12 protein-coding genes are annotated in these 14,134 nt (G+C 59.7%); 2 read left to right on the forward strand and 10 right to left on the reverse strand.

Annotated elements, in window-relative coordinates; translation table 11 throughout:
* Positions 1-12: 12 nt before the first annotated feature.
* The 7 genes from HPT27_RS02060 to HPT27_RS02090 form a co-directional block, all read right to left on the reverse strand.
* The gene (locus HPT27_RS02060; RefSeq protein ID WP_172238241.1) at positions 13-1,194 is read right to left on the reverse strand and encodes an ABC transporter permease; all 1,182 of its coding nucleotides are present in this window, start codon (positions 1,192-1,194) and stop codon (positions 13-15) included.
* Complete coding sequence (locus HPT27_RS02065; RefSeq protein WP_172238244.1) at positions 1,191-1,925, reverse strand: ABC transporter ATP-binding protein; 735 nt, start codon at positions 1,923-1,925, stop codon at positions 1,191-1,193. The genes HPT27_RS02060 and HPT27_RS02065 overlap by 4 nt, the downstream gene beginning before the upstream one ends.
* Positions 1,926-2,014: 89 nt before the next feature.
* Complete coding sequence (locus HPT27_RS02070; protein ID WP_211197815.1) at positions 2,015-3,469, reverse strand: alpha/beta fold hydrolase; 1,455 nt, start codon at positions 3,467-3,469, stop codon at positions 2,015-2,017.
* 1,174 nt (positions 3,470-4,643) lie between these two features.
* Positions 4,644-5,594: a hypothetical protein gene (locus HPT27_RS02075; protein WP_172238247.1), complete on the reverse strand. Its 951-nt coding sequence runs from the start codon at positions 5,592-5,594 to the stop codon at positions 4,644-4,646.
* 33 nt (positions 5,595-5,627) lie between these two features.
* Positions 5,628-7,013, reverse strand: a complete 1,386-nt coding sequence (locus HPT27_RS02080; RefSeq protein WP_172238250.1) for an NAD(P)(+) transhydrogenase (Re/Si-specific) subunit beta — start codon at positions 7,011-7,013, stop codon at positions 5,628-5,630.
* A gap of 224 nt (positions 7,014-7,237) precedes the next feature.
* The gene (locus tag HPT27_RS02085) at positions 7,238-7,531 is read right to left on the reverse strand and encodes a proton-translocating transhydrogenase family protein (protein WP_172238253.1); all 294 of its coding nucleotides are present in this window, start codon (positions 7,529-7,531) and stop codon (positions 7,238-7,240) included.
* A gap of 96 nt (positions 7,532-7,627) precedes the next feature.
* The gene (locus HPT27_RS02090) at positions 7,628-8,731 is read right to left on the reverse strand and encodes a Re/Si-specific NAD(P)(+) transhydrogenase subunit alpha (protein ID WP_172238256.1); all 1,104 of its coding nucleotides are present in this window, start codon (positions 8,729-8,731) and stop codon (positions 7,628-7,630) included.
* A 286-nt stretch (positions 8,732-9,017) separates the two neighbouring features.
* Here HPT27_RS02090 and HPT27_RS02095 point away from each other — a divergent pair, with 286 nt between their 5' ends.
* Positions 9,018-9,749, forward strand: coding sequence for a 16S rRNA (uracil(1498)-N(3))-methyltransferase (locus HPT27_RS02095; RefSeq protein ID WP_172238259.1), 732 nt, complete (start codon positions 9,018-9,020; stop codon positions 9,747-9,749).
* A 218-nt stretch (positions 9,750-9,967) separates the two neighbouring features.
* Positions 9,968-10,732 carry a Sir2 family NAD+-dependent deacetylase gene (gene cobB, locus HPT27_RS02100; protein ID WP_268935759.1) on the forward strand — a complete coding sequence of 255 codons (765 nt, stop codon included), beginning with the start codon at positions 9,968-9,970 and terminating at the stop codon, positions 10,730-10,732.
* Between the two features lie 59 nt (positions 10,733-10,791).
* Here the strand turns inward: cobB and HPT27_RS02105 are convergent, their stop codons facing one another.
* From HPT27_RS02105 to HPT27_RS19560, 3 genes are all read right to left on the reverse strand, one after another.
* Complete coding sequence (locus HPT27_RS02105) at positions 10,792-11,046, reverse strand: hypothetical protein (RefSeq protein ID WP_172238265.1); 255 nt, start codon at positions 11,044-11,046, stop codon at positions 10,792-10,794.
* Between the two features lie 78 nt (positions 11,047-11,124).
* On the reverse strand, positions 11,125-11,604 hold the full coding sequence (locus tag HPT27_RS02110; protein ID WP_172238268.1) for a chemotaxis protein CheW: 480 nt from the start codon (positions 11,602-11,604) through the stop codon (positions 11,125-11,127).
* A 36-nt stretch (positions 11,605-11,640) separates the two neighbouring features.
* Positions 11,641-14,127, reverse strand: coding sequence for a chemotaxis protein CheB (locus HPT27_RS19560; protein WP_172238271.1), 2,487 nt, complete (start codon positions 14,125-14,127; stop codon positions 11,641-11,643).
* Positions 14,128-14,134 lie beyond the last annotated feature (7 nt).

Below are 14,134 nucleotides of genomic sequence, written 5' to 3' on the forward strand. Positions count from 1 at the left end.
GTCTCCCACCGTTCACACACCGAGAACAAACTTCTCGCTCTTCAACTTCCAGCTGGCAAAGCCAACGCAGATCAACGCCAGCGCCAACGACACGCCGGCCGTGGTCAGAAAAGCAGTTGCCGGCACGGCATTGCCCTTGGCCAGTTCCAGCATCAGCGTCTGCTCGGCCAGCACCGGAATGGCGTACATCCAGCTTTGCGTATTCAGATCCAGCATCGGCACCACAATCACCGGTATCAGCGGCAACAGCAGCGCGAAGCTGACCGCGGTCTGCGCTTCCTTGAACGACTTCGAGTTCATCGCCAGGGCAATTTCAAATGCCGAGGCAAACAGGCACAGCGGCAGCGCCGTACCGATCAGCAGCAGCAGGCTCGGCAAACCGAGCCGCCACGACAGACTGATTTCTTCCAGCGGCATCGACTTCAGGACAAAGTGGCCGACGCTGAGCTCCAGGCCCAAACCGACCGCGCAAATCAGCGCACCGGCCAACCATTTGCCGGCAATCAACTCCAGCGGTTTCACCGGTTGGGCCAGCAAGATTTCCAGCGATTTGCGCTCGCGCTCACCGGCGGTGGTGTCGATGGCGAGGTTCAGGCAGAAGTAGAAGGTCGCGACAAAAAAGATGCCGAAGATCGCGCCGATGATTTTGCCCGAACGCGACGCGCTGGTCGCTGTGTCGTATTCCTGCACCTGCACCGGCCGCAGCACTGCCGGCGAGACGCCATGGGCCAGCAACCGCGCCTGGGCAATGCTGATGCCGTAGCTGTTCAGCACCTGGGTGACACGCTCCAGTTTCGAGCGCTGGTCCGCTGCCGAGTCGGACCACAGCTCGATGGTGGCCGGACGCAGATCCTGATAGTCCTTGCTGAACGACTCCGGAATGCGGATCACCGCCGCCTGCTTGCGTTCTTTCAGCAGCGCGGTAATCGCCGGCTCGTCCATGTCATCATGATCGAGCACGGTGATGCCTTGCTGCTTCAATTGCTGCATCAGGGTCGGCGCCTGACTGCCGCCGATCACGATCACCTCGTTGGTTTCCCGATCAGCCTTGGTGCTTTTGCTGATCACGTTATTCAGCGTCGACCACATGATCAGCGGATAGATGAACACAAACAGCGCCAGCATCATCAGCGAGCGTTTGTCGCGCAGGGTGTCGGTGACTTCCTTGCGCCAGATGGTAGTAAAACGACTCATGCCGCGATTCCTTCTTCGGTACCGATCAGGCTGACAAAGGCATCTTCCAGATTGCTGATGCCGGTTTGTTCGCACAGCGCTTGCGGCGCACCCTGCGCCACCACCTTGCCCTGGGCAATGACGATCACGTCATCGCACAGATGGGTCACTTCCTGCATCACGTGCGTCGCCATGATGATGCAGCAACCACGCTCGCGCAGGCTTTGCAGCGCCCGCCGCAGCGCCCGCGTGCTCATCACATCGAGACCACGGGTCGGTTCATCGAGCAGCAGATTGCGCGGCCGGTGCAGCAGCGCCCGCGCCAGCGCGACTTTCAGCCGCTGACCTTGCGAGAAGCCGGCGGCGCGGCGGTCGATGATATCGGCCATGCCGAGCAGTTCGACTACATCGGTGGTGCCTGATTCGATATCGCTGCGGCTCATGCCGTGCAACTCGCCGAAATAACGCAAATGCTCACGCGTGGTCAGCCGCTCATACAAACCGACCTGATCGGTCAGAATGCCGAGTTTCTTGCGCGCCGCAATCGGATCGCTGGCCGGATCGATGCCATCGATGCTCACCGTGCCGGTGTCGCGTGCCAGCAAGCCAAACAGCACCCGCAGCGCGGTGGTTTTGCCGGCGCCGTTCGGTCCGAGCAGGCCGACGATTTGGCCATCGGCGGCGCTGAAGCTGGCGCCATTCAATGCCTGCACCTTGCCAAAGGCTTTGTGCAGATTGTCTACCTTGATCATGGATATTCCTTAGCTGCACCAATCGGTGACTGGGTCAGCAGGTCGAGTCAGCAAATCAATATCGCAATACGTTTTTAAATCAGCGCGGGTTACGGCGCCGGGCCCGCGACGTTGATCACGAACGGCGGCAGCGGAATATCGTTCAGGCACTGGCCATCGATTTTTTCCGTTGGCGCGTCGAGAAACTCGCGCAACAGTTTGGGTCCGCAGCCAAGATGGGACACGCCGTGGCCGACGTTGGCGGCCACCAGATGCTGCCCAGCCGACAAGGATTTCAACGCGGTTTCAGCACGGTGCGGCGGTGTCACCGGATCCAGCGCGCCGGACAGCAACAAGGTCGGTGTTGCCAGCGGCGTCGGCTCGCTGTAAGGAATGGCCGGCACGTTCAGCACGGCGCACCAGCGCGGCCATTGCTTCAGCTGCAAGCCATGCAGAAACGACGCCGTCTGTTCTGCGGCCAGCACTTCCGGGGTAATCCGCGGCATGTCTTCGGCACAGACCACCGACAGGGTCAGGCCAATTGCCATCGAGTCACTGCTCCAGTCGCTGCTGGCATACATCTGGGCAATAAACGGTTTCCAGTTACCGTGACTGCTTTCAGTGATGAGGAACGGCAAACGCGCGCTCATTTCCGCCGAATACAACATCATCCGGATGGTCTCGCTGAACGACGAATACGGCAGGACAAAACTCAGCGGCTTGGCTGTGCGCGGATGATTGAATGACAGCGTCACGGCGCCAGCCTCGACGTTGTCAGCCAGCATGCGAAAGTCCGCCCGCAAAGTCGGATAGGTTTTTTCGCACACCGGGTCCTGCTCGCAGTGGGCAAACGCCGCCTCCAGCGAATGCTGGGCATCGGCGCCCCACTCGCCGAGCAATTGCTCTTTCGGCGCGACGCCATCGATGATCAGGGCCCGCACGCGGTCCGGAAACGCGCGTGCATACGCCTGACCCAGCCGGGTGCCGTAGGAACCGCCCCAGACATTCACCTCGGCGTAACCGAGCGCCTTGCGCACCTCGTCCAGATCACGGGCGGCATTGGCCGTGTTGTAGTGCTGAACCGGCGCCTTCAAATTGCGCAGGCAATTGCTGATCAGCGCTTCCTGCTCGGCCTCGGTGACGGTTTCGCTGTCGCGCAAATCGTCGCAATCGAGCTTGCCGGACTTGCCAGTTCCGCGTTGATCAATCAACACAATGTCGCGAGTCGCCCGCACTTTCTTGAACGCCCGATCGAGCAGAAACACGATGCCACTGCCGGCCTGACCCGGACCACCAGCCAGCACAAACAAGGGATCTGCTTTCGCGGTTTCCCGGAACGCCGGCGCCACCGTGACGTGCAGCGAAATGCTGTCGCCCGCTGGCGCCGCGTAATCGACCGGCACATTGATGCGCACGCAGCGCAGTGGCTCTTCGTAATTGGGCAGGTGGCAGCTTTCGCCTTGCTTGCTGATCGGCGTGGCAGGCCCATCGGCCTGCGCGGCGCCACTCAGCAATTGCGTACCGACCGCAATGATCGGCAACGATATCCTCATCCAGTGTTTCACTGGGTTCTCTCCTTGCTCTACACGAGGGTGGTGAACGCCGTTTCGGACGTTCTTGTGCTTACAGTCAGTTGGGTGGCGAATAGCTTACAGAGGTGGTGGTAACAAGTTGTAAATGTGGCGTTGCTCCCTCCCCTGCCAGGGGGGTAACGGTGGGAATTCAAGTTCGTCACAGTTGACGAACTTGCCACCTTAACGACGCCAACTCTGTTGGCGGTTGTTTGCTCCTCCCCCTGTGAAGGGGGGTGAAGTCGGGGATTCATGTTCGTCACAGTTGACGAACATGCCGACTGAACGACGCCAACTCCGTTGGCGGCTGGACGGTCGGGAGGGGGTAATTGCCGCCCGGCTCTTCCCGTCTATTTCTGCTGCTATTCAGCCGGAAGGATTGCCGGGTCTCGCCCCGGCGGGCGACCTACTTTCGTGGCGCACGAAAGTAGGCAAAGAACATTGCCTGTATTCCTCGCCGCTAAAACGATGAAACTGTTTTAGCGGTTCCCTGCGCTACTCCACTCCAGCTGGGGCTTTTCAGACAGCACATCCGTGTGCAGTCTGAAAAGGCTTCGGCGTCCTGCCTCGCCCCTTCGCTGCGCTACGGGCTATTAACCCAGCTTCCATTACGTTGCTCGGCTCGTCAGACGGCGGGAAAGGCAAAGGCACGCTGCGCGCCAAAAAAATCAAATCACACCTGTCATTCCGGCGAAGGCCGGAATCCAATTTGAATTTGTTTTTTGGAAAACACCATGGATTCCGGCCTTCGCCGGAATGACAGACTGAGATGCATTGCCGAAGCAACTGACTCAGCTAGAAAACGGGGCCCCCATTCGCGCCAGCCGGCGATTCGGTATTAGCGGCCGGGTGCGCCGGCAGGGATTGCCGGCGCAGTGCTGATAAGGCAGGACGCCGCATCAGCACGTGCCCGAAGCCGATAACGCCGAAGCGACGGGCGGAGCTTCCGAAGCAACCAAACCGATTCTGGCGCGCTGGGGCGTGTTCTTTTGCCTACTTTTCTTGCACGAGCAAGAAAAGTAGGTCGCCCGCCGGGGCGACGCCGACAGGGATGTCGGCGGTAGAGCAATCCAGGAGCAATTGCCGAGACCCGGCAATGTTGCATCATGATAAGCAGCTGATTGAATTGGAAACAAACATTCGCCCGATTACGCTGCGCTAATCGGACCTACTTGTCGCTTAAAATGGGGTAGCAAATCTGTTCGCTCAATTTCTGGCACCGGCCAATGTAGAGCAATATCACGCTTGCAGCTTCAATGCGGTCATACTGCTCCGGGATCAATTCCGAACGATGAATGGCCTGTTCAAAATAGCGTTTGGCCATCGCCGGTTCAAATCGACACAGGTTAGCTGCCATATCGGCATAGCCGATTGCTGCATCCATGTCGGATTGCTGAGCCAAGAATCGAGCGGTTTCGTCCACGGCGTTCAAAGCGGCATCTTTATCGCCTAGATTGAACAGCGGGGTAATCCGCTCTGCTTGGGACTTGCCTTGCTGATGAGCATCGGTTAACCGCGACAGCTCGGCATCGCCAGACTTCAGTGCAGCCATCACACCTTGTCTGTCCTTGCTCAACGCCGCAATTTCATAGTAAGACCTTGCGCTGAACTCGCCGGAACAGGAGCCGTCAGCCAGCTGCATCGCCCTTTCAAACCTTCCCAAAGCGGCGTAACTATCGGATAGATTGGAACAGCCGCGTTCCCGCCAGAAGTCTTTGGGCACTGCATTCAGCACAGCTTCGGCCTCTTTCAGGTATTCGTCAGCCTTGTTATTGGTAGTCGCATACCTGGCCATCTTTGCGTAGGACCGAATTTTGAACGCGGCATTTTCATGCGCTTCTGTCAGGGCCAATGCCTGCTGGTCCAATCCCGCTTTGGCCAGAAACTCAACCGCATCCGATCTGACAAGATCGCGCTCATACGGCTCTCGAAAGTCACTCATCAACGCCAACGCACGATCCACTTCCTGGTGCGCCAGATATGCCTTTGCTATTCCGGACAGCGCAGCACTTCTGTTCTCTGCGTTTTCGAGGCTCTTTGCCTGTTGCTGGAAATTGTTTAGTGCTGCCAAATTGCATGAGTCTTTTGCGAAAACAGGCACCGCCATCAGCGCTGTCATCACAATCCATATTGCGTGCCGCATCAATCGCACCTATTCACACGCCTTCACCAAATCCTCCACCACCTTCTTCGCATCACCAAACACCATCATCGTCTTGTCCATATAGAACAAGTCATTGTCGAGGCCGGCATAACCCGCTGCCATCGAGCGTTTGACCACCAAAATAGTTTTGGCTTTGTGTGCTTCCAGAATTGGCATGCCGTAGATCGGCGATTTCGGATCGTCTTTCGCCGCCGGATTAACCACGTCGTTGGCGCCGATCACCAGCACCACGTCTGTGTTGGCAAAATCGTTGTTGATCTCTTCCATTTCCAGCACCTGGTCATAGGGCACGTCGGCTTCGGCGAGCAGTACGTTCATGTGACCGGGCATACGACCGGCGACCGGGTGAATGGCGTAACGAACTTTGACGCCGTGGTGTTCGAGTTTGCTGGCGAATTCTTGCAGCGCGTGCTGGGCGCGGGCGACGGCCAGACCGTAGCCGGGCACGATCACCACGGTCTCGGCGTTTTTCATCAGGAACACGGCGTCGTCCGGCGAGCCGCTGCGATAGGTTTTTTCTTTGCCATCGCCAGCATCGGCGGTGCCGGCATCACTGCCAATGCCGCCGAAGATCACGTTGATGAGCGAGCGGTTCATCGCTTTGCACATGATGTAGGACAGAATCGCGCCGCTGGAACCGACCAGCGAACCGGCGACGATCAGCAGCGAATTGTTCAACGTGAAACCGATGCCGGCAGCGGCCCAACCCGAATACGAGTTCAGCATCGACACCACCACCGGCATGTCGGCGCCGCCGATGGGGATGATCAGCAAATAACCCAACATCAGCGCGACCGCCAACATCACATAGAACGCGGTGTGCGATTCATTGACGAAGAACAGCACGCCACCAACCAGCATGACGATGGCTAGGGTCAGGTTCAGCAGATGCTGGCCGCCGAAACGAATGGCTTTGCTGGAGAAGCGGCCGGACAGTTTGCCGAACGCGACGATGGAAGCGGTGAAGGTAATGGCACCAATGAAAGCGCCAACGAACAGCTCGAAGCGGTGCACGCCTTCCATGTGATTGTCGGGCTTCAGAATGGCGGCAACGGCGATCAGCACAGCGGCCAGACCAATCAGAGAGTGCATCGCCGCGACCAGCTGTGGCATTGCGGTCATTTCGACCTTTTTCGCCAGCACGGTGCCAACGCCACCACCGATCAGTATCATCACCAGCGTCAGCACGTAGCCGCTGCTGTTGGTCAGTTCTTTCATCAGGAAGAAGGTGGTGGCAATGGCGAGCGCCATGCCGATCATGCCGAAGCTGTTGCCGCGCCGGGCTGTCTCCGGATGCGACAAACCCTTCAGACTCAGGATAAACAGCACTGACGAGATCAGATAGGACAGTGCAATCAGGTTGTAGTTGACCATGGTGTTTCCTTGCGTTCTGGTCTGTCGTTGTTGTTGTCAGTAGTTCGCCGGTACAGCGGATTTTTCGGTCTGCTCATGCGGCTGGTTCACCCTCTCCCTAACCCTCCCCCACCAAGGGGGAGGGGATCGAACGGAGCGTACCGAACGAGTGGGCATTTCGCCCCTCTCCCTCGACGGGAGAGGGGTTGGGGAGAGGGTGAACCCGCCCGACAAACGAAAATGCTTCAGCCTTTCCGCTCTTTCTTCTTGAACATTTCCAGCATCCGTTTGGTCACCAGAAAACCGCCGAAAATATTGACGCTGGCAAGGCCCACGGCCAGCGCGCCGACGATGCTGTCCGGCGCCACGGCGTTGAAACCGATTTGCAGCATGGCGCCGACAATGACAATCGAGGAAATGGCGTTGGTGACCGACATCAGCGGAGTATGCAGCGCCGGTGTAACGGTCCAGACCACGTGATAGCCGACAAAAATCGCCAGCACGAAAATGGTCAGGTTCATGATCAGTGGATCGGCCATGGTGACGATCTCCTTTTGTTTTTCCCCTGCCCTGCCTGCGGTGCAGGCTGGGAGGGCGTGGAAGCGCAGAACGCTCAGTTATCGGAATGACTGAATTTATTTGGCAGCAAACAACACCTGACCCTCGCGCACAATCAGCGACGCCTTGATGATTTCGTCGTCGCTGTTGATGCTGAAACTGCCATCCTTGCCGAACATCGGACTCAAGAAGTTCAGCAGGTTACGCGCGTACAGCGCCGAGGCATCGGCGGCCAGTTGCGACGGCAGATTGGTGTAGCCGATGACGGTGACGCCGTTGAGATTGACCACCTGATCGGCGACTGAGCCTTCGACGTTACCGCCGGCTTCGGTGGCCAGATCGACAATCACTGAACCGGGTTTCATCGCGGCCACGGTGGGCGCATGAATCAGCCGTGGTGCCGGCCGACCGGGAATGAGCGCGGTGCTGATCACGATGTCGGCTTGCTGTGCCCGCTCGTGCACCAGCTCACCCTGTTTGCGTTTGTAATCGTCGGACATTTCCTTGGCGTAACCACCGGCGGCATCGCCCGCTTCACCGGGTACTTCGACGAACTTGGCGCCGAGCGATTCGACCTGTTCTTTCGCGGCCGTGCGGACATCAAACGCCTCGACCACAGCGCCGAGGCGTTTGGCGGTGGCAATGGCCTGCAAGCCGGCAACACCGGCGCCGAGGATCAGCACACGCGCCGCTTTGACGGTGCCAGCCGCGGTCATCAGCATCGGGAAATAACGCGGGTAATGGTTGGCCGCCATCAACACTGCCTTGTAGCCTGCGATGTTGGCCTGCGACGACAGCACGTCCATGCTTTGGGCGCGGGTGATGCGGGGCAGCAATTCCATGGCAAACAGCGTGATGCCCGCCTGCGCGTACTGTCCCAGCAGGTTATTACGATACGGATTGCACAGCGCCAGCACGGCGCTGCCAGCTTTGAGCTGACCGAGCTCGGCCTCGCTGGGTGCCCGCACCTTCAGCACCAGCTCGCCGGCAAAGGCCTCGGCGGCGTTGACGATGCTGGCACCGGCCGCGCTATAGGCGGCATCGGTGACGCCGGCGGCAACGCCAGCACCGCTCTGTACCGCGACGCTGTGGCCAAGGCTCACGTACTTCTTGATGGTATCGGGGGTGGCGGCGACGCGCAGTTCGCCAGGCAGGGTTTCGGCGGGAATGCTTATTTTCATCTGGTTTTTCCCTAGAAGCGTGGTCGCCGTGCTGACTGCATGTCCCGTACGGCGTTTGTTCCCTGATGCGATCCGGCTCTGCATGGCCCGGGTCCGCATGATGTTGGCCACCGCTCCGGCAGCAAAGCCAGAATCAGAACCAACATCAGGCCCTGGCGATGACGCTGACTGCCTGGGCCTTCTGTCCGGTATCCTATGGGGCTTGCCGGCCTCGGTCAAACCGGCCGGACAATTTGATCCAAACTTTCGCCCGGGGGAAGTTCCCCCTTTTTATAAAGTGATTCTCATGCGCACGATTCGCGTCTTTGTTGCCGAGCCTTTGAGCATCGGCGTTACCGTCGCTCTGGCGGAGCAGGCAGCCGGCCATGTCAGCCGGGTGTTGCGGCTGAAAGAAGGCGATGCGCTGCAATTGTTCAATGGCGATGGCAGCCAGTACGACGCCGTGCTGACCCAGTGCGACAAGAAAGCCGTGCGCGCGCGCGTCGATGCGGCAACGACAGTCAATCGCGAATCGCCGCTGGCAATCACCTTGATGCAGGGCATTTCGCGTGGCGAGCGCATGGATTACACGGTGCAGAAAGCGGTCGAGCTGGGCGTCAGCCGCATTGAGCCGGTGATCAGCGAGCGCTGCGGCGTTTCGGTCGATGCCGATCGCTGGGAAAAAAAGCGCGAGCACTGGCAACGCGTTGCCGAAAGCGCCTGCGAGCAGAGCGGCCGCAATGTGGTGCCTCAAATCGCCACCGTGCGCCGGCTGGATATCGCGCTCAGTGAATTGGCCGCCGGCAATTTGCGGCTGATGCTGGATCCGGAAGGTCAGCACAACCTGCGCGATCTGCCGCTGCAAACGGCGGTGGTCTTGCTGGCCGGTCCGGAAGGTGGCCTAGGCGAAATGGACATGAAATACGCCCGCGCTGCCAAATTTTCCGGCCTGCGTCTGGGCCCGCGCATTCTGCGCACCGAGACGGCGGCGATGGCGGCCTTGGCCGGCTTGCAAGTGTTGGCCGGCGATTTTTGCTGAGCAACTAAAGCCGCTTTTTAGTTGCAACGAAACTGACTGATGACGACGAAGCCAGCGCTTGCCGGTGGGGCGGGTCAAGCGCAACGGACCCGCCAAACACAGCACAAAGATGTGTAGCGGCGACAATCCGGGAAAAGTATTGCCGCGAAGAATACGGTTGCCATCATCGAACCATCTTGTGGGAGCGGCTTTAGCTGCGAAAACGATGTATCTGCCAACTGTCGCGGCTAAAGCCGCGCCCACCGAAAAGATATGCACGGGATCAATCGCAGGCGACCACGGCTATGACTTATCACTCGATTGTCGTACTGACCGGTGCCGGCATTTCGGCCGAGTCCGGTATCCGCACGTTTCGCGCGGCCGATGGTCTGTGGGAAGACCATCGCATTGAGGATGTCGCGTCACCGGAAGGTTTCGCCCGCAACCCGGCGTTGGTGCAGCGTTTTTACAATGAACGCCGACGCAAGCTGTTTGACCCTGCCGTGCAACCGAATGCCGCGCACCTTGCCCTGGCCGAATTCGAGCGGCGCTTCCACGGCGATTTTTTGCTGGTCACGCAGAATGTCGATGACTTGCATGACCGCGCCGGCAGCAAGCAGCTGATTCACATGCATGGCGAGCTACTCAAAATGCGCTGCAGCATGAGCCAGCAGATCTTTTCCATCAACACCGATCTGGATGGCGAGCGGCGCTGCGATTGCTGCGCGCTCAAAGGCACCTTGCGCCCGCACATCGTCTGGTTTGGTGAAGTGCCGTTGGAGATGGAGCGGATTGGCGCTGCGCTGGCGCGCTGCGATTTATTTGTCAGCATCGGCACCAGCGGCAATGTCTATCCGGCCGCCGGGTTCGTCGAGGCGGCGCGCACCGCGGGTGCGCATAGCGTGGAATTGAATCTGGAACCGTCGCAGCAGCGCAGCCGCTTTACCGAAGCGCGGCATGGCATGGCGAGTGCGCTGGTGCCGGCATTTTTTGCCGAGCTCTAGCAGCGCTCAGTGGCGCGAACGCGCGGCGCAGCAATTGCCGCTATCGGCGTGCCGGCTATTCACTGACGCTCGTCAAACGGATGAAATGGCTCGTCGCGGTCTTGTCGCTCGGCTTTATCAAACCGGTATTCGATCACGGCGCCGAGGACATCGGCCATGACTTCCGCTTGCCAGCAATCCTCACCGGGGCACGTGGGCGCACCGGCAACGGTTGGCAGACGCCCGTTGCGATCGCTCAGATCATGGTTGACCGATTGACTGACACAAGCGTTTAACAGAACGAGCACGACACTCGCGCAAAACAAACGACGCATGATGGCTTCCGGCGCAAAACAAAACGGCCGGCATGATGCAGGCCGTTTGCTGAATGGGCGCTGTCTGCGCGTCAGCGCTCAGCTCATTTTTTCCGGACGGTAGACCAGCGTCTCACGTGCCAGGTCTTCCAGCTTGTCCAGATCCGGAATTTGAATCGTTTGCCCGGCCATGAATGCACGAGCCTTGGTGACCGAACCGCCGCCTTCGACCGGTTGCAACAGACCGGGCATGACCCGGGTCAGCCGCGGAATGCCGCCCACGACGATGGCGACGTTCGGCACATCAGCGCTGCCATTGGCGGTGTTCAGAATCGCCAGTCGCGACAAGCGGGTCAGTTGCGGCAATTCACCGCCATCGATCGCTTCCATTGCCATCAGCGGGACGTGACGGCCACGCCATTGCAGATAACCGAGCAACCATTGCGGCGCGCCTTGCAGCGGCTTGTCGACGTTACCGAAGTACGGCACGACCTCGGCCACGGCGATGTTGGGCAGCAACACGCTGTCACCGGCCGCCGGCATCAGCAGCGAATAAATTTCATTGGCACGAACTTCCATGGCTTACCTCGTTGGCGTGGCGCCCTTGTGAATAGACTACGCCAGATTTTTGCTGTCGGCAGATTGACGATAACGCGCCATCAAGCGGGTGGCGAGTTGTTCCGGTGTCGCCCGTTGATGAGCAAGACCGGCCTGATGAATGGCATCCGGCATGACGCTACTGGCGCAGCTTTCCGCTTCCTGCACCCAGATCTGGCCCTGACCATCGCGAATCGCCCGGGCGCCGTCAACGCCATCCTCGCCCATGCCGCTGAACACGATGGCATGGACCTGACCCGGATACGCGGCGGCGACATCGCTGAGGACATCGTCAATGCAGGGTGAATACGGCGGCGTCCAGCTCTTGCCGCTGTGCACGATCTGACCGGCATCGAGAAAGCGCAGCCGCTTTTCAATCGGCGCCAGCAACAGCGAACCCGGCTCGATGAGACCCGGACGCGCCAGCACCTGCACCGCGTAAAACGGATTGGCCTGTTCGAGAATTTTGCCGAGCACCGGCAGGAAATGGGCATCGATATGCTGGGCCAGCAAAAAGCAAATCGGCAATGGCTGATCGAGTGCGGTGAAGAAACGTTTCAGTGCCGCCGGACCACCGAGTGAAGCGCCGAGCACCCAAAGATCACAGGGCAATGCTGGCGGCATATCGGTAACCGCTTCGAATTCGCTGGCGTTGGCACTGGCGACGCTTTCCAGCATCGGCACATCAAAATCAGCGTGTGGTTCCAACTCATCGGCCGCCGGTTCAAAATCAACCGCCTCAAATTCCATGTCCGCCATATGGGCCGGTGTCAGCGTCGGCACCGGCTCGACATAACTGCCGGCCGCCGGCATCGGCTTGTGCCCGGCCGCATCAGATTCCGGCGCTGCCTTGCTCTCGGTGGCTTTTATCGTTGGCTTTGCATGTGCTGCCGCAGCGCTGCCCGGCACCACTGCCAGCGGTCGCGCCGGTTCACGCATCGGCCCGCTCGCGGGCTGCGGCTGAATCGGCGCGAAATCGGCGGTGTCTGCTTCGATTGCCAACTGCTGCGCGCCGCGCTCGGCTGCCGGCGCCGGAAAGGTCGGCCAATCATGTTTTTCTGGCGGCGAAACCACCGGCTCCAGCGCGGTAATATCGAGCGTTACATTGCTGCCGGCTTTGGCTTCTGGTGTTTTCTGTTCCGGTGTTTTCTGTTCTGGTGCTTTCGGTTCGGCTGTTTTCTGATCTGCGACTTTCTGTTCGCTTGGTTTTGTTGCCGGTGTCGAAATAGATACCGTGGTTTGCGTACTGGCAACGGCCGCTTGGCTCGCCGCGAGCGCTTTTTCCGGCACCGCTGTCGTACTGGCCGGCACCACAGACGTATTGGCTGGCGCAGTGGGCGCGCTCAGCGGTGCTGGCGCCAGTTTGCTGGCGACCGGGGTCGCTGTCGGGGTTGCCGTTGATGCGGTTGTCGCTGTCGCCGGTGCGGTCACTTTTGCTGGCGTTGCCGGCACTGCATGTGCGGTACTTGCGGCGGCATTTGCAACAGTGCTCGCGGCTATGTTCGCAACTGCGGGCGCCATCTTCGGCGCTGAATCAGCCGCTGAGATTGGTGTTGACGCAGCCGGTGTAACCGGCGCCGCTTCGGTGAGCGCTGCAGGTGCGGCTTTGCCGAGATTCGCCGCTGCCTGTTGCTTGATTTTCGCGGCCCGTTCCTTGGCGGCTGCGACCGGATCCAGCGGTTTGGCGGCGCTGTCGGCAGTGGCCACCGGCGTTGCCGTACTCGCAGGCTTTTCGGCAGGTGTTTTTGTGGTCTGCTCTGCAGCCTTTTCGCTGATCTTTTCGGCGGCTTTTTCTGTGGTTTTTTCCACCGCTTTCTCGACCGGCTTTTCTGCTGGTGCGGTCGCCGCAGTGGGGGCCGGCTTCGGTGGTGCAGGTGGTGCTTTCGCAGTCGCGGCCGGAGTGAAAATGAAATCGTCCTGCGCGGCAGGCAGCGGCAAACTGTCGTCCAGATCCGGCAACACCTCCTGCTGCTTGGTCGGAGTCTGCAGCAACTGCTCGAGCTCTTCGATTTCCTGCAACAGATCCGGATCCAGCGCGGCTGGCGCGGGTGTCAGTTCATCGGAAGGTTTGCTCTCGGACTTCTTTTGCGCGCTGGCCGGAAACGCGATGTGCACGGTCTCGCCGCTGCGGCTGGCAGCGGCCGCCGGCGCGCTGGCAACTGGCGGCAGGCCGGGAACATCGGCAACCAGCTCGAACATCCGACTGATCAGATTGCGACACCAGTAATCGAGGTGCTGCTGGCTTTCAATGGCCTGGTGTTCGTTGAAGAAAATCGGTACCGAGGAGCGGTCCATCAACTCGTCGAGTTGATCGTGCCAGTGGTTGTCATCGAGATCGAGCAGCCAGACATCCAGATCGGTGGCGGCGATATGCGCATCGGTCAGATCTTTTGGCAGCAAGGCATGCACCACTTGCATGCCTTGCTCGGCGAGCAGTCGCAGCAATTTACTGCTGCTGTCGTCGCCGCTGCCAATCAATCCGATCCGCAATGCCTGGCTTTTCACTGCCGCT

This window comes from Permianibacter fluminis, from assembly GCF_013179735.1.
Lineage (GTDB): Bacteria > Pseudomonadota > Gammaproteobacteria > Enterobacterales > Permianibacteraceae > Permianibacter > Permianibacter fluminis.

Coding starts and splice junctions, on each gene's coding strand:
- HPT27_RS02060 (WP_172238241.1), bottom strand. CDS start 1,194: ATGAGTCGTTTTACTACCATCTGGCGCAAGGAAGTCACCGACACCCTG.
- HPT27_RS02065 (WP_172238244.1), bottom strand. CDS start 1,925: ATGATCAAGGTAGACAATCTGCACAAAGCCTTTGGCAAGGTGCAGGCA.
- HPT27_RS02075 (WP_172238247.1), bottom strand. CDS start 5,594: ATGACAGCGCTGATGGCGGTGCCTGTTTTCGCAAAAGACTCATGCAAT.
- HPT27_RS02080 (WP_172238250.1), bottom strand. CDS start 7,013: ATGGTCAACTACAACCTGATTGCACTGTCCTATCTGATCTCGTCAGTG.
- HPT27_RS02085 (WP_172238253.1), bottom strand. CDS start 7,531: ATGGCCGATCCACTGATCATGAACCTGACCATTTTCGTGCTGGCGATT.
- HPT27_RS02090 (WP_172238256.1), bottom strand. CDS start 8,731: ATGAAAATAAGCATTCCCGCCGAAACCCTGCCTGGCGAACTGCGCGTC.
- HPT27_RS02095 (WP_172238259.1), top strand. CDS start 9,018: ATGCGCACGATTCGCGTCTTTGTTGCCGAGCCTTTGAGCATCGGCGTT.
- HPT27_RS02105 (WP_172238265.1), bottom strand. CDS start 11,046: ATGCGTCGTTTGTTTTGCGCGAGTGTCGTGCTCGTTCTGTTAAACGCT.
- HPT27_RS02110 (WP_172238268.1), bottom strand. CDS start 11,604: ATGGAAGTTCGTGCCAATGAAATTTATTCGCTGCTGATGCCGGCGGCC.